The following is an 18,885-nucleotide window of genomic DNA, read 5'->3' on the forward strand; positions in this document are numbered from 1 at the left end:
AATTAAGACAAAGGTAAAATAATATCTATTAGTTTGATGGCAATAAAGGGAGCAATGATGCCACCAACGCCATAGATGAAGATGTTGCGACGTAGCAGTTGATCTGCTGTTAAAGGTAAAAACTTTACCCCTTTGAGTGCTAGCGGAATTAGTGCCGGAATAATCAAGGCGTTGTAAATCAGCGCCGAGATGATCGCAGATTGGGCACTCTTTAATCCCATAATATTCAGTGCGCCGATTCCAGCAGCCGCAAAGATAGTCGGAATAATTGCAAAATACTTGGCGATATCATTAGCGATGGAGAATGTTGTCAAGGCTCCACGAGTAATTAGCAACTGTTTACCTATGGTTACTAGGTCAATTAGCTTCGTGGGGTCAGAGTCTAAGTCCACCATGTTAGCAGCTTCTTTGGCAGCTTGCGTCCCAGAGTTCATTGCCACACCCACATTTGCTTGCGCCAAAGCAGGGGCATCATTAGTACCATCCCCGGTCATTGCTACCAATTTACCCTGAGATTGTTCGGAACGAATCACCTCAATTTTGTCTTCTGGAGTCGCTTCGGCAATAAAATCATCCACCCCAGCTTCTTTAGCAATTACCGAAGCGGTAATTCGGTTGTCACCTGTGAGCATAACGGTGCGAACACCCATGCGGCGAAGTTGGTCAAACCGTTCCCGCAGACCAGGTTTGACAATATCTTTGAGGTAGATCACACCATAAATTTTGTCATCTTGGCAAACAGCTAAAGGTGTACCGCCTAACCGGGAAACTCGCTCATAAGCTGCGTCTATATCATCAGGAACGTTACCGCCACGAGAACGGACAAATCCCTTAATCGCATCCACTGCACCTTTGCGAATTTGTTTACCATCGGGTAAATTCGTGCCACTCATCCGGGTTTTGGCGGTAAATTCCACACCTTCGGCTTTGTCAATATTAAAATCTACCGCAGCCTGGGACTTTTCTGCCAAGATCACAATTGACTTGCCCTCTGGCGTATCGTCAAACAAGCTAGCAGCTAGAGAAACTCGCGCCACATCTTCTAGTGAGTGATTATCCAAAGGAATAAACTCATCAGCCATCCGATTACCCAAGGTGATTGTACCCGTCTTATCCAGCACCAAGGTGTTGATGTCGCCACAAGCTTCTACTGCTCGACCAGAGGTAGCAATGACGTTGAATTGGGCAACCCTGTCCATCCCTGCAATACCGATCGCACTGAGCAATCCACCAATAGTTGTAGGAATCAAAGCTACCAGTAGCGAGATAAGAATCGCAACGCTAGCACCCGCCCGTAGACTGTTTCCGGCCTCAGCGCCAAAGGCAGTGGTGATAAAGGTGGCGATATAGCCCACGTAGGGGGGAATGGTTGACACTACAATCAAGAACACTTGCGTTAGCACTGCCAACAATACTGTCAAAGCAATCTCGTTGGGAGTCTTGGTGCGTTGTGCCCCTTCTACCAGGGCAATCATGCGATCGATAAAGCCTTGACCAGGATCGGCACTAACACGAATTGTCAACTCATCAGAGAGTAGGCGTGTACCTCCTGTCACCGAACTGGCAATATCTGTACCTGGTTGCTTCAATACCGGGGCCGATTCCCCAGTAATTGCAGACTCATCTACTGAGCCAATGCCTTTAATTACATCCCCATCGGCGGGAATCATATTATTTGCAACCACCTTGACCAAATCACCCCGTCGCAGTTCCGTAGAATTGACTTGTTGTATCGAACCATCAGGGAGGATTTTGTTAGCGATCGTATCCGATCGCGTCGATCGCAGTGAATCAGCCTGTGCTTTACCACGTCCTTCAGCCACAGCTTCGGCAAAGTTGGCAAAAACGAGGGTGAAAAAGAGAATGAAGGTAATCAACCCATTTAACAGACGTTGTTGGTTGATATCTGCCTGGACTGTGCCAAACAGATTTGGGTTAAGGGTAACAAGAAAGGTGACAATTGTCCCCACCCAAACAACAAACATAACTGGGTTTCTGACAGTAATTCGCGGATCGAGTTTGACAAATGACTGACGAATTGCCCTTTGGTAAAGTCCCCGCATATCTGTTTTGGGGGTGTGCTTACGCGAGTCACGAGTTCCAGATGGAATACGGGGCGAAGGAGAATCAGTAGTAATTGGCATACATTAAATTTTGGGAATGGGGCATTGGGAATGGGGCGTTGTACCTCATCTCCTACTCTCTAGCCGATACCTTTGGCAATAAAAAAGGCTTCAGCGATGGGGCCTAATGCCAGCACTGGGAAAAATGTGAGTGCGCCCAGGATTAAAATTACGCCTGCGGTAACGCCTGTAAATAGTCCGGTATCGGTTCGTAATGTACCAGTGGTGTAAGGAACAGCTTGCTTGCGAGACATACTATCTGCTAATAACAGCAAACCTAAAATTGGGATATAGCGTCCAGCTAGTAGACTGAAGCAAGTACTCAAGTTCCACCACAAAGCGGTTGTAGTTGTTGCTGTACCTGTAGATATTGCAAAAGGAGACGGTTGTGAATCGCCTAAACCTTCAAAACCAGAACCGTTGTTCGCAGCAGCTGAGGCATATTCGTAGATAACTTGAGCAAAGCCGTGGAAACCGGGATTGCTAATTCCTGCCAATTGGTCAGGAAAAGCTAAGGCGATTCCTGCGGGAATCAAAATGGCGATCGGGTGAACTAGCAAAATCAAGAAGCTAGCAAGTACAACTTCACGCTTTTCAATCTTGCGTCCGAGAAATTCTGGTGTGCGCCCCACCATCAGCCCTGTAGCAAACACAGCCAGTATCAGGTAAGCAAACAAATAAGCGGTTCCAGTACCCTGTCCACCCCAGATAATTTGCAGAAACATATTAGAAAGCGTAATAAAACCACCGTTGGGCATGAAAGAGTCGTGTAAACTATTGACTGCGCCGCACATGGTGCCGGTTGTACTTACCGCAAATAGTGCAGATTGTGCCCAACCAAACCGGACTTCTTTACCCTCTAGATTTGGTTGCTGACTACCCAGCAGTGCATTCACAGCCGGATTGCCGTTGTATTCACCAATGGCAGTAACGATGATAAATATTACATAAAGGATGCCCACCATTCCGTAGACTAACCAGGCTTGCTTAGTATTGTTCGCAAACAACCCATAAGTGTAGATTAGGGAAGTAGGAATTGAAAGCATGGCCACGATTTGAATTAAGTTAGTAAATCCGCTAGGATTTTCAAAGGGGTGTGCCGAGTTGATGGCGAAAAAGCCGCCGCCGTTTTCCCCTAATTGCTTGATAATTTCAAAGTGGGCAACGGGGCCGCGAGCGATCGCTTGACTAATATTCGGGTCTTCCAAGGTAGGGAATACAACTGCACCCGCCAGGGTTTCGGGAACACCAGCAGCTATCAACACAATCCCACCCACAATACAAATAGGCAGCAAAATTCGGGTAATCGAGCGAATTAGGTCTACATAAAAGTTGCCTAACGATCTACCCGTCAATCCCCGAATAAAAGCAATTCCTACCGCTAAACCAGTACCAGCAGAGGTGAACATGTGATAACCCAGTCCCCACATTTGGCTGGCATAGCTCATGTATGTTTCACCAGAATAATGTTGCTGGTTGGTATTAGTAATAAAGGAAATGGTAGTATGCAGTGCTGTATCCCAAGTTGGGGCTTTTATCCCCGTGGGATTGAGGGGCAACCATCCTTGACTCATGATGATAAAGAAAATCAGCAACCCCATTGCTACGTTGCTATACAGGATTGCCCGCCCATACTGCCAGCCTGTCATGTTTTCTTTGGATTTAACACCGACTAAAGCATAAAGCACTCGCTCAACCGGATTCAATATTGGGTCGAGAAAAGTACTTTGCTCTAGGTATATACGCGCCATATAGCGCCCAAAAAATGGCGTAATCGCTACTATAATTAACAGCGTTAATGCAATTTGAATCCATCCTTCTAGCATTGGATTATTTCAACTCCGACATGAATAAATTTCAGATGAATATCAGATATTTTCTGACGATGACTCAGAAAAATAATTAATTATATTGACATTATTCGCTAACCTATAACTATCTCTTTTCTCAATTAATCATCGAGCTTTTTGTTAGAGAATACAAGGTATAAATTAATATTTAAACTAGCCTAAACAAGAAATATATTTGTTTATATAGACAAGTATTCAGAGCGTTTATCTCGATATATATCTGCAAATATAGAAAGACAGTTAAATGCTAAACAGTCATAAACCATTCGTAAAAAGTTAAATCCCCAACCTTTTAAACAAGTTGGGGATTTGGATACTGCGAATTTTCACAAATCAGATAGTATTACTAGAGAGTGAGGAGTTTAATTCATAACTCATAACTGATTTTGACGACAAATTCCAAATGCGGAAGTGTAGGCGTGTAAAAAAGTTCTGCCACCTACAGGGCCGATTTCACCACCACAGAAAAAGCCACCTACAGGAATATCGCTGAGGTAACGGCGAAATAATTCAGAATCGAAATTGGGTTTACCATAGAGTCCTTCGCCTCGCCCCAGACAGGCAAACATTAAGGCAGCGACGGCAGAGGGTTCAGATTCTCGTTGGGTTTGATAACTTTGGAGGAGTAATTCTAGGTCTTCAGCAGAGGCTTGGGCATCGCGGAGGTGGAATTGCAGCCTTTGACCAGGACGAACGCGATCGCCAATTGCGATCGCTCCAGCTGTTGGATCGACCCCAAGAATACCACGAATTAAAAAGTCTCCCTGCTGCAAAGCCAGCTTAAACTCGTCCATCGCCACACCAACAAACAAAGAGTGCTGTGCTAAAGTTCGTTCGTGTTCGCTAAGACTAGCAATCAAATCTCGCAATACTACTAGCGGTACTTGCTCATCTAACTCTAAGATGATGTTGCGATCGGCTTTTGTAACTTGCAATGGTTTGCCAATTGGTCGGCATCCTTGGGCTACAATCGTTTCCAAAACAATATTGCCAGTCAAAGCTATCCCAACAGTACCCTCACGATACAGACTTTGACATTCCTCGCCGTCAGTCTCATTACAAAATAGGGCAACACGACCACCCATACCTCCACCACTAGCCTGTCCCCCCACGATCACCGATCCTGGATAAGCAAAATCCAACCCCTGCAACAAATCGTTGATTCCAGAGGCGAAGGAACTAGACAGCAAAATAAACTGGGGTGTTGGTGATGCTGGCACACCAATCAAATCAACCCAAGCATCTGGTGAACTATCTAAGTCAGGTAATTCTTCTGCAACAACATGAAAAACTTGAACCTTCACCCCTGGAAGATGTGCTAAAGTCAAGCTAATAGCTGGTTCAGCTTCGAGTTCTTGGGTTTCTCCGTTAACTGTCGTCCCAATCACACCTCCACCGCTACAGCCAATTAGCACTGGTACAGAAAGTTTCTCAGCTAACAAGGGTAACAATCGGGAATACTCACTCGTAAAAGCAGACGAAATGAATACCAGTCCTAGATCCGCAGGTGCTGTTAACGATGAGACAGCTCGTTCCACCACATCTGTAACGGCGGCTTCTAAAGAATGATGGGTTGATAGGGCATTTGCCCACTGCATTTGGTCTGCCATGAGTTTTGAGCTTCTTTCTCTTTTTGTGCTAGTAGATTTTGATGTATTTTTATTTTGGGAAGAATTGCATCCTACAAGAATTAGTGCCAGCCTTTTGTCTCCTCCATCCCAAGAAGCTGGGGTTGTCATTCCCTAATAGATGCATCTAAATATATTGTATGATTGTTTATCTATGGTACTAATCCCACAAAATCTTAAAACATAAAGATGAATGCATTATAGATGCGGCAGTTTACTATATTGGTTATAAATCAATAGGCTAAAGTACTAACTTATGAACTGAATAGTTAGAATGGTTAGTAATCAAGCTAAAATCTGCCATTTCTGAAGTTTTTCTATACTAGTATTAACAACACACAACGAGACTAAAGCAATGACCAACATCCAAGAAACAGCAACAAGCGACATCCAGGAGAAAATTCAAGAAGAAGTAGAACAAGCGCGTACTGTCTGTGACATTAACGGTAGCGGTTCACCAGAATGTGCTGCTGCTTGGGATGCAGTAGAAGAATTGCAAGCTGAAGCTTCCCACAAGCGTCAAAGCAAGCCCAAAAATTCTCTAGAACAGTATTGTGATGACAACCCAGATGCAATTGAATGCCGGGTTTATGACGACTAGAAATTTAAACAAGTGAATTTTCTGTTCGTTTGTCACCAAGCAACCAAGATTTACTTACTGAGATTTCGCACTTTTACGCTACTTCCGGCTAAAACCGTACTCTCCCTGTTTAATTATTTTCTCCAATAGACAAAAAAATGGTGAAATATCTGGAGTTACGGATGTATCAGGGTTAAGCTTTGAGAATTTTTATCTTAAAAGGAAACCTTTACACCCAAAAAAATTGGGGTTTTGTCCGCAAGTATCAAGTATATAGCTGCTAGGTGGGCTTTTAACAGGCTCCCTGACGCTACTACAGGTAAGTGTAAATCTAAGTTGAGGATCTTTGAGTTGCTTGTTTTTTTGCCAAATTGAGAGATTTAGGAAAGTAAATTAAACAACTTACCATTTAAAAATTTTTCCAAAAATCTTTGCAAGGCATGAATTGGTTGTAGGGGCGTACATCTGTATGCCCCTACAAACGTGTTTATAGTAGAAACTGCGTGAAATGGTATAAGTTGGGTAGCCACTTGCTTCCACCAAGAAGTTAGAGCGCAGTCTTGAGGCTAGATTTTGTGCTTTGATTAAACTGTTTGTAATATAGATAGACTACTAGCTAGCTAATAGCTTACAAGTTTGTCAGTTATGGATACTTGCTCTTAGTTTAAATTGTTTTATTTATCGTTTGAGAAAAACTATGGACTATAACGTTTGGTTTCGCCCTTTCGTCTGGATTGATTACCGATTGGCAGTATTATTTCTGGTAATTATTCCGTTAATTCTTTTAATTTGGGCATTTGTGCAAAAAGCAGAAAGTATACAACGCTTATTGACTATATACTGGAAAGTATCAAGCTTGGTGGCAATCACGATTTACTTAATGATTGCCCAGTATCCAGTTAGCTTTATCTCTGGATTAATGGCTCAGATTTTAATCCCAATTTCACTGTGGTTCTGGGTAGATATCAACGATGAAATTGAGTATCAAACCAGTGGAGTTTTGAAATTTATTTTTACCTCTTGGCGCTGGGCTACAACTGTTTATTGTATTTTGGGTACACTAGCGTTGATCCCATTTTTGGGTTGTGCTTTTTCTGCCAGTGTGATGAAGACTGCTTATTGTCGCGTCTGGTTTGAGATTCCGTTATTATTCAAAGAATATTTTCATGCTAATAGCAAAGCTGAGTTTTTAGGTTTTCTTGGCATAACTAGTTTAGTAATTTATGTGGTTTACTTAAGCTATTTTGTTCTGATTAAGCTTGGCAAGCAGGGACGTTCAGCCACACCACAATAACTGTCGCTACGTCACATACCCCTAATGTAAAAAAATGAATTCCATTGGTAAGCGGCTAGAACAATACACCGCTAAACGCCCTAAAGAAGTCTTGATTGTAATAGTGGAAATTGCCGATGAGGAAGATACAATTGCTATTTTCAAAGGCTTTTCCAGCTCTTTGATGCGCCCCACAGCATTTGATGCAGATGTACCAGTTCTGCCAGATGGGGCAAAAATTCTCAATATTGACAGGGTAGGCAGTCCTTATAATCCTGAAGCACCCCGTTATCTTCAACAAGGAATTTCTTGGGAAGCTATGGAAACTCTATTATCAGAAGTGGGAGTCTAACTAAAATTTTGTCTCAAGTTAGTTGGTAGACTTACTCAAGCAACCCTCATAGATTAAACAAATATCGGAACTCCCTAAGTTGTCACCAATCTACGCAGTATAGGAACGAGGAGATTTAGTTATTGACCAAATACCAATTTTGTAGCGCCAACCGTTGAATTTCGCGCCAGGGGATATTATGTTTTCTGGCTAATTCTGCACAATCTTCATATTCTGGCTGCACATTAGCAATAACTTTCTCTGGTGATTGTCCCTTCCATGCTACTTTGACACGCACTTTGCCATATTCAATTTCCACTTGTTGAATTTCCCGTTGTAAAATGGCGCGTTGCTGAGTTGTTCGCCGAATACCCAAAGTTGTAGTTTCACGGAATATAACCGCTTCACAACTGAGTAAATTTTCTGGATGACAAATCACAGTCAGCAAAATTCCTGGACGGGACTTTTTCATGCCGATCGCTTGGGTAAAAACATCCACCGCACCAGCAGCAAACAACGCCTCAAACACATAGCCGATCGCTTGCGGATTTAAATCATCAACTTGGGTTTCTAGTACCGAGATAGTTTCTAAATTTGAGCTAGTATCTTCAGAATCGCCGAAATCTGACTGTAAACTTGTGCTTTCGCCCAGCCAGAGGCGTAAAATATTGGGAATTGGTAAATTTATGGTTCCTGCTCCCAGTCCTACCTGCTTGATAGAGATCGCGGGTGGCGAACCAAAATCTCTTACCAAAGTAGTAGCGATCGCAGCTCCTGTTGGCGTTACCAGTTCTCTATCAATGCCATTGCTATAAACTGGACAACCCCGCATTTCCCAAAGTTTTAATACTGCTGGTACTGGTACTGCCATTTGACCATGTGCAGCCCGAACAGTACCGCCACCAGTGGGAAACGCCGAGCAGTAAAGTAGGGGCCATCCTTCGTCATTACTCTCAATCCCTAACCAATCTAACCCCAGGCAAGTACCTACAATATCTACGATCGCATCCATAGCACCCACTTCATGAAAATGAACTTTTTCAGGGGAAATTCCATGCACCGCTCCTTCTGCGACTGCTAACTGTCGGAATACTGCCAAACTCCAAGCTTCTGCACGTGATGGCAACCCCGCTTTGAGAATCATCTGCTCTATTTCTGGCAAGTGGCGTGTGTGATGGTGATTGGGTTCGTGGTCGTGGTGGTCATGGTGATGGCGATCGTGTACTAAATCCACATGAACTTTAGTCGCCTGCTGCCCATTCCGTTGGACAAATTCTGCTCTTAACTGATATTCCTGTTCAATTCCCAATCCATTGAGCTTTTCAATTAAATACTCCACAGGAACACCCAAACTTACCAAAGCACCCAGGCACATATCACCAGAAATTCCTGTCGGACATTGAAGATAAGCAATTTTATTCATAATAAATTAGTCATTAGTCATTAATCATTAGTCATTTGTCATTTGTCATTCTTCCCCAGTCCCTAGTCCCCAATCCCCAATCCCTCTATGGCAAAAATTTTCTCAGTTCATCCGGATAATCCTCAAGTTCGCCGAATAGAGGAAATAAAGTCGGCGCTTTCTAGTGGCGCAGTCATGCTTTACCCTACTGATACAGTTTATGCGATCGGTTGTGATTTGAATGCTAAGTCGGCGGTAGAACGAGTGCGGCAAATTAAACAGCTAGCAAATGATAAACCACTGACATTTTTATGTCCCTCGCTTTCAAATGTGGCAACTTATGCCTTCGTAAGTGACACAGCCTATCGGATTATGAAACGCCTTATTCCAGGACCATACACGTTTTTGCTCCCAGCAACTAAATTAGTACCGCGATTGGTGCAAAGCCCCAAGCGGAAAAGTACTGGAATTAGAGTACCAAACCATACTGTGTGTTTGGAGTTGCTGGCAGCTTTGGGCAATCCGATTATTTCAACTTCAGCACATCTGCCACCAGATGAAGCAGATAACGGCATGATTCGGATAGAGCCAGAAACTGTTCAGTCACGGGTAGAGCTATTTGACCGTTTGGACAAGTTGGTAGACATAATTGTAGACACTGGCGAAGAACCTACTTATGAAGTCTCTACCATCTTAGATATGACCGGAGACGAAGCAGCAATTATACGGAGGGGTTTAGGTTGGGAAGCAGCAGCAGCATGGGTATAAGAATGAGACTTCACAGGCACACCTCTCCGTTTCGGAAATTGTGATAAAAGCAACTCCAGTTTTTAAATTGTCATATTTAAACGTGATGTCTATGACGGGCACAGATGCAATAACAGGATGGTGGTAACAGTAGGTACAGCAAGGGATTTGACAACTTTGAGAAAATGGTGGGTACATGAGTACTCGCGTCAATGTGGTGGCTTGTGAAAGAACCGACACATTGGCATAACTGTAACTCTCTCGTATTTCCTACAGTTTTATATATGAGCTTTAGATGTGAGCATTATATGGGGCAAGTCTTAATTGATAAATGCCCAAAGATCCTCCAGCCAAGGCTAGCCTTGATTGCTGTGTCTGCGTTGTAATTACGGTGCAATACTACTCCCTGGAAAAGTCATGAAAGCTAACGTCATCAATCTACCAAACTCTACACCCATTTTTGAAAACCACCTTTCGACCGAAGAATTTTCAGACAGCAGCGAAACCTTGATTGAATTGCTGTGTCAAGAAATGCAAGCACAAGTGAAAGCAGCACCCAGGTGCGTAGAAGCTTTAGCAAACCGCATAGCCGTAGAAGTAGAACGCATTTGCGATAAAAGCTCGCGTATCCAAACATCTGGGCAAATCAAATCCTGGCAGATTACGCTGGGAAGGCATCGGATGCAAAAGTGCTTACGTTACTACCAACTAGGTTCCAAACAAGGGCGGGTGGAATTACATAGTAATTTGGGTGCTATGGTTTACCGCCATGTAACTTTATCTGGCTCGGAGTTGGGCTTTGATGCTCGTTACAGCCTAATTGAAGATTTTTTACAAGCATTTTATATTGAAGCTATCAAAGCTTTCCGCAGAGAAAACGAACTACCTCACGATCACACACCGCGTACTCAGCTGCAATTAGCTGAATATATGGCGTTTACAGAACAGTACGCCAAACGTCGCATCAATTTACCTGGTGGTGCAAATCAGCAATTAATTATCCTGCGGGCCCAAGGTTTTGCTCGTCGTCAGCCGCAAGAGACTACCGTGGATATTGAAATGGCGGTGGAGTCTGCTAAGGGTGAAGAAGCAGAATCTTATCAGCGTAACTCGGCGGTGCAACAGTTGCGATCGCAGATGATTGCCCAAACTAATTTCGATCCATCTGAAGAGTCAGAACGCGATCGCGTCATCACTGAATTGATGAAATATCTGGAGTCTCAAGGTCAATCTGACTGTATGAACTACCTCAGCTTGAAACTTCAAGACCTCTCAGCCCCAGAAATTGACCAAATTCTCGGTTTAACCAGCCGTCAACGCGATTATCTCCAACAACGCTTTAAATACCACGTAGAAAAGTTTGCCAAACAACATCACTGGCAATTAGTACATCAATGGCTAGGCGCAGGTTTAGAGCAAAAGTTGGGTTTATCTTCCCAGCAGTGGGAAATCTTTGTGAATCAACTCACAGAACAACAACAGCAAATATTACAGTTGAAAACTGCAAGACAAACTGACCAAGCGATCGCAAAAACCATCAAATGCACCCCCAAACAGTTACAAAAGCGCTGGACTCAACTGTTAGAACTAGCATGGTCTATCCGCAACGGTCATACTGAAGCACAAACAGGTTGAAGCTAAGGTGAAATAAGCAAAAAACATTATCTAAGCCTATGACTGGGACGAGAAGCGCGAATTTAGCTTATAAACTAAGTACAAAATTTCATTAATTTGTAGCGAATTCTTTGCGTGCCTCTGCGCTTTCCTCTGCGCCCCTACCCTGCGGGAAGGCAAAGTGCCTATGCGTTTAAATTTCACCCTTCAATTCGCCACGATCTTCCACAAATAACTCTTATCTGAATTTATCTCAATTACTAACTCGTTCCTCATCAAAATTATTAATACATTTGTATTTATTTAGTACAAAAATACCAATAATTTCCGATTTTTTACCCATTAATCCAACCTTGTTTACGTCAGAATAAAAAATTCATATTAAGAAACTGACCCTTTTTTACTACTTCTGTGAAATCCTATAATTAGTAGGACTTTTGGCAGAGGGATTTAGAATGGCTCTGACTCAAGGCGGACGGGCAAATAAGTCGGGGAATATTTTAGAAGGAAATGTTGAAGCAATCCTAAATGGACATAATTATTTCCAAGTAGGGAACTATGTCCCAAAAGAATTTATACTAAATGCTGCTTTATTACCAAAGCGCTATGGAAAAGAAATTTATATTGGAACTGGGATTTATCATACCGATTTGAAGGTTGATTTTTATGTTGTTGGCTCACCTGCAATGCCATCTGGTTTAATTTTCGAGTGCAAATGGCAAGAAAGCCCCGGTTCTGTCGATGAAAAGTTTCCTTACTTGAACATGAACATCCAGCACTATTACCCTGCACCAACTATCGTCATTTTAGGCGGTGAAGGTATGCGAGAAGGTGCCAGCAAATGGCTAAAAACAAGAGTTAATGATAACCATAATTTATTAGCAGTTTATAGCTTAGACAGATTTATTGCTTGGGCAAATAAAAATCTTTAAAAGATGTAATTAACAGTTCGTCAATCATGCCTCTATTTTTTATATTGGAGTTAATTGATCGGGCTGCTTTGATTTTGTAAGCTTCAAAATTGATATCTGTATAAATATTTCTAATAAATTCGCTATCAGAATTACAGACCATAACTTTAACACCACGACTTGCCAACTCTGCACAAGTATCTCTTAAAAGTTCTTGGTCTTTTTTACTAAAACAATTTTGACTATAAGCGGTGAAATAGCTAGTATCACTTATAGGATGATAGGGTGGGTCAAAAAATACAAAGTCATCACTGCTAGTTGCATAATTTAGGACTTCTGTAAAATCTGCTTGTTTAATTTCTGCATGAGAAAGCGCTTCTGATGCCGCTTGCAGTAAAACCTCAGAACAAATATTAGGATTTTCATATCTGCCTAAAGGCACATTGAATTTTCCCTGAGAATTGACTCGATAAAGACCATTAAAACAAGTCTTATTAAGATAAATTAGACGAGCCGCTTTTTCTATATCGGTGCCACCAGAGTTGTTTCTGACACTATAATAATAATCTTTATTATGTCGAATTTTATGCTCTTTCAATAGAGAAATTAATTCTTCAACACGATCTCTAACACAACAATAAGTGTTAATTAATTCGGCATTAATATCAGTTAAAGTTGCTGTCTTTGGTTGGAGATAGAAAAAAACAGCACCACCACCTAAAAATGGTTCATAGTAATTTTTATAACTTTTGGGAAAATAAGGAATATATTGCTGTATCAACCTACTTTTACCCCCTGCCCACTTCAAAAATGGACGCGGGCTAGTTTCCTTGGGGATTTGAATTACCATTTACTTGCGATTTAACTGAAAATAATCGTGACTAAATAAAGCCAATATAACCGACGAGGCATATTTTATATTAGCTGGCTAATTTTCCGGCTGCATAGATTACAATTGAGTTGATAAAGCATATCAAAACAAACGTAAGTATATAACAAGGCAGTTTAGATTCAGATGTTTGACGGATTTTGGGATAACGTCTTTCGCTACCCCCGCTACTTAATTACTATAGTCTTAGGGCTGTTTTTGAACACCTTTGCGCCATTAGTGCCACTGTTGAAGCGCCCTGTTACCTTAATCGCCCTCTTAGGTTTATTTGTGAGCAGCCTAGTCTTTCTTACTTTCACCCTACGGGCAATGCTGGGCTTGAGTGCAATCTAGACTAGCGTTATATCGGGGCTATGCCCTACAGACGGTTGCTCTTGGCGTTGCTTTCGCTAAGTACTGTCTACCCAAATTGCATCTATTTTTGTCGTACAACCTCTGTCAGGAGGCGAAATTTTTATGGCTACAAATCGCCGGGTTTCCCGCGTTGCAGAATTGATCAAACGGGAAGTTAGCCAAATGCTGCTCAACGGCATTAAGGATGACCGTGTGGGTACAGGAATGGTAAGTGTGACTGATGTTGATGTTTCTGGCGATCTCCAACACGCCAAAATCTACGTCAGTATCTATGGTACAGATGAAGCTAAGGTAGAAACAATGGCAGGCTTAAAGTCAGCCACAGGTTACGTCCGCAGTGAACTTGGGGCGCGGGTACGGCTACGTCGTACACCAGAGGTCATCTTTCTCGAAGATCGTTCCATAGAACGCGGTAACAAGGTACTGGCACTACTAAGCCAACTCAATCACGATCGTCCACCAGAACACCTGTTAGCAGTAGAAGACAGCACAGATGAAGATGATGAATCATTTAGTGAATAAGTAACTTAAATAACAATGTAACTTCAGAACAATTAATCTCAGCAAATCCGCCAAACAGTTTACAGACGTGACTAGATCGCGTCTGTTTTAATGTAACCATAACCTACTTCAGCGATCGGTAGTTGCATCTATACGCTTTATCAAGAAGGGGAAGGGGGAAAGGGGAAAGGGAAAAGGGTAAGGGACCCCTGCCCCCTTCCCTTTTACCCCGCCAAGTTCCCTTGGCGTACTACTAGGAGTATGCGTCTGCGTGAATTGCCGCTAACTGAAAATTGTGGTTTTGGCTGTACCCTGCGGGAAGCTAACGCAATGGTGGCTTCAAATCTTAGGGGTTGAATCCCCAACTGATTTGCTCCTCCTGCCTTTACTCCACCCTTCTACAGATGTTGATCAAAAGAAAACTGTGTAATATTAGTGCTGAAAATAACTAAGCAATTGCAATTTTACTTAAGAAATTGTTAACAGATGATAGGGTAAAAGCCTTCGTAGTGTACTTTAGCCGTTATGTTTTGCAACAGTTTATACCGTAGTATCTGACAAATATTCTTGTGTTGTTTACCCTTAGATAAATACCAGCAGTTCTAGATCCGGCTTTAAGGTGATTATTTGATATGTAAGCGATTGCAATATGAATTCTTACCACCCAGCGAATCTTGCCTAAATACAGTAATGGCAAGACTTTCAGACTTGTTGCATAAAAACCATACAACCGCCATAGCAGGTTAAGTTAACTACTCGGAATTTTTTTTGTAAAGCAGATTTTTGATAAATGTCAGGATTCGTTGACTTTCTTAACATTTCTTGAGATAATTTCAGGATATCTAGCGTCAAAATAAAAATAGTTCCGTATAGCAAACTACAAAATACTAGCCACAAGTCTAATTTCTGTAATGTTTGTTCCTAATTATTAACGGGAACACTATCGTAAGTGTTAATTTGTGAGTAAAAACCATGAGTGTGAATACGGTGCCTTCTATCAATTACTACTCTCTCGATTTGATCCAAGACGAAGCACGTCGACTGGTGCAAAAGGGAATGATTAGCCGACAACAGCCAATATATACCCTTTGCCAATACATTCCAGCGAGAGAGTGGGTTTGCGTTGAATGTGAATTAGAGAAATGTGACTTTTTGTTGCGCGATCGCATTGGCGACCTAATTGGTCGTGAACAGTGGGACAACGACTAAATCAATGTTTGATTTCGGGTTTGGGGTTGGGGGTTAATTTTCGATGTGTGGATGTCACAGTCAACGATCCTACGCCCAATTTGGGGGATAATCTCTGGTTTTTAATGAGCATTGCCCCATAAAGAATCTTGCGTTTTTCATTAACACAGAAGCATTGGAGTCTTAATTTATATAAGTTTTCAAGTTAAAGAAGGCATCAGAACCATTTTTTCTGTATATCTGGTGCTACAGCTTGAGTTTAATATGTAAATTCGGTGAAGCTCCTACATTGATCCGATAGAAGTGTAGGAACTTCACTTTTGACTCGCAATTGACAGCATCGCTTACTGTTCAAAGGTAGAATCCGTCTGGAAAAGTTTGCTCAGTCGGGCTAATCGACACCAGTTGCGACAATAGAGGAGACCTCCGCAAGTAACTGGCTCAACTTTCGCAAAATCCCAAATTTGTATAGGATTATTTGTTAAAAAATCTCTAAAAGCAGAGAAACAATTATATAAACGATTATCCGACCTGCTCTAAATATTGATTAATGTCTTCAATAATACGGGTAAGTTCAGCTTCAGTAGTCAAGCGGATGTTGACGTTGCGGACAGTGAGCAAAACTTTGGCTGCGAAAGGCGTTGGCCAGATATTAGGATTACAGAAAATTTCTAAAAATACTTCACCCGTATAACGATATTCCATTGGAGGCTGGGGAGTGACTTTACCACCGCCAGGAGTGGGTTTAGCGGCGACAGCTTTCAGGCGCTCCATCAGTTGATCTGTCGCTGTCTTTAATTCTCGTGCTGCTTGGGGTGAAAAACTGAAGGAGACAGAACCTTCAATTAGGTTCAATGTTAGAGGAATTGAAGACATAAGTTTTTATTAAAGCTTATTGATAAGTACTAATCTTACCGGAAGAAGAGACGAAGCCGCCGAGATCGACGGCGGCGAAGCCCAATTTTTTGAGGATGCACCCCCAAGCGCTGATATTGTCGCCACACAGATTTACACGATCGGATTTTTCTTGGTTCTGCTTTATCAGGCTGCAAAGCCACCATCAATCTTCAGGCTTGCACCGGTAATGAAACCAGCTTCTGCACTGGCGAGATAGGAAACCATCTCGGCGACTTCTTCTGTTCGACCATACCGTTGGAGGGCAATCATACTTTTCATAGTGTCGGCAAAGGGGCCTTCCGCCGGATTCATGTCAGTGTCTATCGGGCCGGGTTGAATATTGTTCACCGTGATGCCACGAGGGCCGAGATCGCGGGCAAGACCGCGTGTGAAGCTTGCGATCGCACCCTTGGTTAAAGCGTAAACGGAGCCGCCAGCAAAAGGCATTATGTCACTGTTGACGCTGCCAATCATAACGATCCGTCCGCCCTCACCCATGTGGCGGACAGCCTCCTGAGTTGCCACAAAGACACCCTTGATGTTAACCGCGATCAGCCGATCAAAATCATCCATTGAGAATTGATCGATTGGGGCTAAAGTGGCGACCCCCGCATTGTTCACAAGGATGTCAAGACGACCAAAGGCTTTCACTGTCTCGGCAACAGCGTTTTTCACGGCTTCGACATTGGCACTGTCGGCGCGAAGAGCCAGGGCTTTTCCACCAGCCGTTTCGATGGCAAGCACCACCTCGTCGGCTTTTTGCGGAGAGCTAGTGTAGGTGAGGGCGACGGCTGCACCATCGTTTGCGAGACGTTTGGCGATCGCTGCTCCCAGACCGCGTGAGCCGCCTGTTACCAATGCCACCTTACCTGTAAGTTTTTTGGTACTCATAATATTCGTGATTGAAACTTGCCGTCTGAGGAAAATTGACCTTTGGAATTATATGGCTTAAGTTCTTACTCAAACTCGTAAGAGGATTAAATTTTTACTCATTACTCTGGCTTGTTAATTTATTTTTAGCGAGGGGAACGCGAAAATTTACCTCTAGGTTTACTAAATTATTCCAAAACCTGTAAATATTTTTCGATTTTGCTGCTCAAATTTTGACTATTTTTTGAATGAAGCACAGGCTTCTTTATCCTTGTCAGGTAGTAAATAAAACTCCTTCACTCGTCAGTTATCCTAAGTAAGTACACACCACTGATGGTCGTCATAATATCTCTGGATACAATTTTGTTTGGAGTAACTAGATGTAGAAATAACAAAATTAATTAAAATATTTCTGGAATTAATGCTAAAAATATGCTGTTATTTATAAAGGCATTACTAATAGCTATAAAGCTTGTAGCTGTTGTTAGCTATAAATAATCTCAACAGAATGGTAAAAAAGATAGAGCCTATAGAGAGACTTAATTCTTACTGCGTAAGACTTTGATACATTTTATTTGTGTTTATTTATGTTTTGAGTTCTACATTAGAAGTCATAGAACTTGATGTGATAAATTATCTATGGTTTACGATAACCGCGCCGAAGTACGAAAAGTTTTAATTATTACCCTACTACTCAACCTGTTTGTAATGGGATTGAAAGCACTTGTGGGTTACTGGACAGGTTCGTTGAGCTTGCTAGCTGATGCCTTGCATAGTGTGACAGATAGCGCCAACAACGTTTTAGGATTAATTGCAAGTAAATTTTCTTCTCCACAGCCCGATCGCGAACATCCCTATGGACACAGCAAGTTTGAAGCTGTGGGGGCTTTAGGAATAGCCTCATTTTTAGGAATAGCTTGTTTTGAAATTCTGCAAGGAGCAATCGAACGAATTCTCAAAGGTGGTGGTGAACCTGTGAGAATATCGCCACCGGAGTTGTGGTTATTACTAATTGTGCTGGGCGTGAATATTTTTGTGGCGTTTTACGAACGTGCTGTGGGTAAGCGGGTAGGTAGCTCAATCCTCATAGCTGACGCTACACATACCATGAGTGATATTTGGGTGACAATCTCTGTAATTGGCGGTTTGATCGGAGTTTGGCTAGGTTATCAATGGATGGATTTGGTGTTAGCTTTCCCTGTCGCCTTGTTGGTATTTTGGAGTGGCTGGTCAGTTTTAAAAGAAAATTTGCCTTGGCTTGTGGATCAAATGGCGATCGCACCAGAAGCAATTCATGCGATCGCTACTTCTGTTTCAGGTGTAATTAACTGTCATGATATTGCTTCTCGCGGTGTTCTTGGTCGTCAGGTATTTATTGAAATGCATTTAATAGTAGATGCATCAGACGTAGAAACCGCTCACCACATCACCGAAGAAGTAGAAAGCCGATTAGAAGAAAGGTTCCGTCCAGTGAGGATTTTAATTCACGTAGAGCCACCAGCATATAAGTCTGAGCAAATTAGCTTTGAAACTGGATTGAAATAGTTGTGTTCACACAAGTGGAGTTGGAAATCAAATAGAGGGAAAAGAACGAAAAATAATTTTTAAAAGAGTTGATTTTCCATTAAGTTTATTATCAATTAACTAACACTATTGATAATAAACTCAAAACCTTGGCTACTAAGACTTGTATCTTACCAAACAAGGATTTTAGGACTTGTGTGTAC

18 protein-coding genes are annotated in these 18,885 nt (G+C 42.2%); 11 read left to right on the top strand and 7 right to left on the bottom strand.

What is annotated here, in order from left to right; translation table 11 throughout:
• Positions 1-2: 2 nt before the first annotated feature.
• From kdpB to ACFFRD_RS15300, 3 genes are all read right to left on the bottom strand, one after another.
• Entirely contained in the window at positions 3-2,144 is a 2,142-nt protein-coding gene (gene kdpB / locus ACFFRD_RS15290) for a potassium-transporting ATPase subunit KdpB (protein WP_392482203.1), read from the bottom strand.
• Positions 2,145-2,203: 59 nt separating this feature from the next.
• The gene (kdpA, locus tag ACFFRD_RS15295) at positions 2,204-3,949 is read right to left on the bottom strand and encodes a potassium-transporting ATPase subunit KdpA (RefSeq protein ID WP_392482204.1); all 1,746 of its coding nucleotides are present in this window, start codon (positions 3,947-3,949) and stop codon (positions 2,204-2,206) included.
• Positions 3,950-4,347: 398 nt separating this feature from the next.
• Positions 4,348-5,583: an FIST N-terminal domain-containing protein gene (locus ACFFRD_RS15300; RefSeq protein ID WP_392482205.1), complete on the bottom strand. Its 1,236-nt coding sequence runs from the start codon at positions 5,581-5,583 to the stop codon at positions 4,348-4,350.
• On the opposite strand from ACFFRD_RS15300, the gene ACFFRD_RS15305 reads away from it, so the two are divergent.
• The 4 genes from ACFFRD_RS15305 (at position 5,582) to ACFFRD_RS15320 (ending at position 7,806) form a co-directional block, all read left to right on the top strand.
• Complete coding sequence (locus tag ACFFRD_RS15305; protein WP_159402460.1) at positions 5,582-5,719, top strand: hypothetical protein; 138 nt, start codon at positions 5,582-5,584, stop codon at positions 5,717-5,719. The genes ACFFRD_RS15300 and ACFFRD_RS15305 overlap by 2 nt on opposite strands.
• 237 nt (positions 5,720-5,956) lie before the next feature.
• Positions 5,957-6,202 carry a Calvin cycle protein CP12 gene (locus ACFFRD_RS15310; protein ID WP_012407493.1) on the top strand — a complete coding sequence of 82 codons (246 nt, stop codon included), beginning with the start codon at positions 5,957-5,959 and terminating at the stop codon, positions 6,200-6,202.
• 676 nt (positions 6,203-6,878) lie between these two features.
• A complete protein-coding gene (locus ACFFRD_RS15315) occupies positions 6,879-7,475 on the top strand; it encodes a DUF3177 family protein (protein WP_392482206.1) in 597 nt (198 codons plus the stop codon).
• A gap of 34 nt (positions 7,476-7,509) precedes the next feature.
• On the top strand, positions 7,510-7,806 hold the full coding sequence (locus ACFFRD_RS15320; protein ID WP_114082058.1) for a hypothetical protein: 297 nt from the start codon (positions 7,510-7,512) through the stop codon (positions 7,804-7,806).
• 115 nt (positions 7,807-7,921) lie between these two features.
• Here the strand turns inward: ACFFRD_RS15320 and larC are convergent, their stop codons facing one another.
• Positions 7,922-9,208 carry a nickel pincer cofactor biosynthesis protein LarC gene (larC, locus tag ACFFRD_RS15325; RefSeq protein WP_392482207.1) on the bottom strand — a complete coding sequence of 429 codons (1,287 nt, stop codon included), beginning with the start codon at positions 9,206-9,208 and terminating at the stop codon, positions 7,922-7,924.
• An 87-nt stretch (positions 9,209-9,295) separates the two neighbouring features.
• Here larC and ACFFRD_RS15330 point away from each other — a divergent pair, with 87 nt between their 5' ends.
• The 3 genes from ACFFRD_RS15330 (at position 9,296) to ACFFRD_RS15340 (ending at position 12,480) form a co-directional block, all read left to right on the top strand.
• Positions 9,296-9,955, top strand: a complete 660-nt coding sequence (locus ACFFRD_RS15330) for an L-threonylcarbamoyladenylate synthase (protein WP_114082055.1) — start codon at positions 9,296-9,298, stop codon at positions 9,953-9,955.
• A gap of 396 nt (positions 9,956-10,351) precedes the next feature.
• On the top strand, positions 10,352-11,569 hold the full coding sequence (locus tag ACFFRD_RS15335; RefSeq protein ID WP_012407476.1) for a HetZ-related protein: 1,218 nt from the start codon (positions 10,352-10,354) through the stop codon (positions 11,567-11,569).
• A 434-nt stretch (positions 11,570-12,003) separates the two neighbouring features.
• The gene (locus ACFFRD_RS15340) at positions 12,004-12,480 is read left to right on the top strand and encodes a PD-(D/E)XK nuclease superfamily protein (protein WP_114082053.1); all 477 of its coding nucleotides are present in this window, start codon (positions 12,004-12,006) and stop codon (positions 12,478-12,480) included.
• On the opposite strand, the gene ACFFRD_RS15345 is transcribed toward ACFFRD_RS15340, so the two are convergent.
• Positions 12,452-13,309: a DNA adenine methylase gene (locus tag ACFFRD_RS15345; protein WP_392482208.1), complete on the bottom strand. Its 858-nt coding sequence runs from the start codon at positions 13,307-13,309 to the stop codon at positions 12,452-12,454. The two genes, ACFFRD_RS15340 and ACFFRD_RS15345, sit on opposite strands and share 29 nt — an antisense overlap.
• Before the next feature lie 165 nt (positions 13,310-13,474).
• Between ACFFRD_RS15345 and ACFFRD_RS15350 the strand changes: the two genes are divergently transcribed.
• The 3 genes from ACFFRD_RS15350 (at position 13,475) to ACFFRD_RS15360 (ending at position 15,412) form a co-directional block, all read left to right on the top strand.
• Positions 13,475-13,681: a DUF751 family protein gene (locus ACFFRD_RS15350; RefSeq protein WP_012407479.1), complete on the top strand. Its 207-nt coding sequence runs from the start codon at positions 13,475-13,477 to the stop codon at positions 13,679-13,681.
• Between the two features lie 123 nt (positions 13,682-13,804).
• Positions 13,805-14,224, top strand: a complete 420-nt coding sequence (gene rbfA / locus ACFFRD_RS15355; RefSeq protein WP_392482209.1) for a 30S ribosome-binding factor RbfA — start codon at positions 13,805-13,807, stop codon at positions 14,222-14,224.
• A 951-nt stretch (positions 14,225-15,175) separates the two neighbouring features.
• The gene (locus tag ACFFRD_RS15360; protein WP_012407481.1) at positions 15,176-15,412 is read left to right on the top strand and encodes a DUF4327 family protein; all 237 of its coding nucleotides are present in this window, start codon (positions 15,176-15,178) and stop codon (positions 15,410-15,412) included.
• 501 nt (positions 15,413-15,913) lie between these two features.
• On the opposite strand, the gene ACFFRD_RS15365 is transcribed toward ACFFRD_RS15360, so the two are convergent.
• Both ACFFRD_RS15365 and ACFFRD_RS15370 read right to left on the bottom strand, forming a co-directional pair.
• On the bottom strand, positions 15,914-16,267 hold the full coding sequence (locus tag ACFFRD_RS15365; RefSeq protein ID WP_012407482.1) for a hypothetical protein: 354 nt from the start codon (positions 16,265-16,267) through the stop codon (positions 15,914-15,916).
• Positions 16,268-16,432: 165 nt separating this feature from the next.
• Entirely contained in the window at positions 16,433-17,179 is a 747-nt protein-coding gene (locus ACFFRD_RS15370) for a 3-oxoacyl-ACP reductase family protein (protein WP_392482210.1), read from the bottom strand.
• A gap of 618 nt (positions 17,180-17,797) precedes the next feature.
• Between ACFFRD_RS15370 and ACFFRD_RS15375 the strand changes: the two genes are divergently transcribed.
• Complete coding sequence (locus tag ACFFRD_RS15375; protein ID WP_392482211.1) at positions 17,798-18,703, top strand: cation diffusion facilitator family transporter; 906 nt, start codon at positions 17,798-17,800, stop codon at positions 18,701-18,703.
• Positions 18,704-18,885 lie beyond the last annotated feature (182 nt).

It is taken from the genome of Nostoc sp. C110 (assembly GCF_043099725.1).
Taxonomy (GTDB): Bacteria; Cyanobacteriota; Cyanobacteriia; order Cyanobacteriales; family Nostocaceae; genus Nostoc; species Nostoc muscorum_A.

Coding starts and splice junctions, on each gene's coding strand:
- kdpB (WP_392482203.1), bottom strand. CDS start 2,144: ATGCCAATTACTACTGATTCTCCTTCGCCCCGTATTCCATCTGGAACT.
- kdpA (WP_392482204.1), bottom strand. CDS start 3,949: ATGCTAGAAGGATGGATTCAAATTGCATTAACGCTGTTAATTATAGTA.
- ACFFRD_RS15305 (WP_159402460.1), top strand. CDS start 5,582: ATGAGTTTTGAGCTTCTTTCTCTTTTTGTGCTAGTAGATTTTGATGTA.
- ACFFRD_RS15300 (WP_392482205.1), bottom strand. CDS start 5,583: ATGGCAGACCAAATGCAGTGGGCAAATGCCCTATCAACCCATCATTCT.
- ACFFRD_RS15310 (WP_012407493.1), top strand. CDS start 5,957: ATGACCAACATCCAAGAAACAGCAACAAGCGACATCCAGGAGAAAATT.
- ACFFRD_RS15315 (WP_392482206.1), top strand. CDS start 6,879: ATGGACTATAACGTTTGGTTTCGCCCTTTCGTCTGGATTGATTACCGA.
- ACFFRD_RS15320 (WP_114082058.1), top strand. CDS start 7,510: ATGAATTCCATTGGTAAGCGGCTAGAACAATACACCGCTAAACGCCCT.
- larC (WP_392482207.1), bottom strand. CDS start 9,208: ATGAATAAAATTGCTTATCTTCAATGTCCGACAGGAATTTCTGGTGAT.
- ACFFRD_RS15330 (WP_114082055.1), top strand. CDS start 9,296: ATGGCAAAAATTTTCTCAGTTCATCCGGATAATCCTCAAGTTCGCCGA.
- ACFFRD_RS15335 (WP_012407476.1), top strand. CDS start 10,352: ATGAAAGCTAACGTCATCAATCTACCAAACTCTACACCCATTTTTGAA.
- ACFFRD_RS15340 (WP_114082053.1), top strand. CDS start 12,004: ATGGCTCTGACTCAAGGCGGACGGGCAAATAAGTCGGGGAATATTTTA.
- ACFFRD_RS15345 (WP_392482208.1), bottom strand. CDS start 13,309: ATGGTAATTCAAATCCCCAAGGAAACTAGCCCGCGTCCATTTTTGAAG.
- ACFFRD_RS15350 (WP_012407479.1), top strand. CDS start 13,475: ATGTTTGACGGATTTTGGGATAACGTCTTTCGCTACCCCCGCTACTTA.
- rbfA (WP_392482209.1), top strand. CDS start 13,805: ATGGCTACAAATCGCCGGGTTTCCCGCGTTGCAGAATTGATCAAACGG.
- ACFFRD_RS15360 (WP_012407481.1), top strand. CDS start 15,176: ATGAGTGTGAATACGGTGCCTTCTATCAATTACTACTCTCTCGATTTG.
- ACFFRD_RS15365 (WP_012407482.1), bottom strand. CDS start 16,267: ATGTCTTCAATTCCTCTAACATTGAACCTAATTGAAGGTTCTGTCTCC.
- ACFFRD_RS15370 (WP_392482210.1), bottom strand. CDS start 17,179: ATGAGTACCAAAAAACTTACAGGTAAGGTGGCATTGGTAACAGGCGGC.
- ACFFRD_RS15375 (WP_392482211.1), top strand. CDS start 17,798: ATGGTTTACGATAACCGCGCCGAAGTACGAAAAGTTTTAATTATTACC.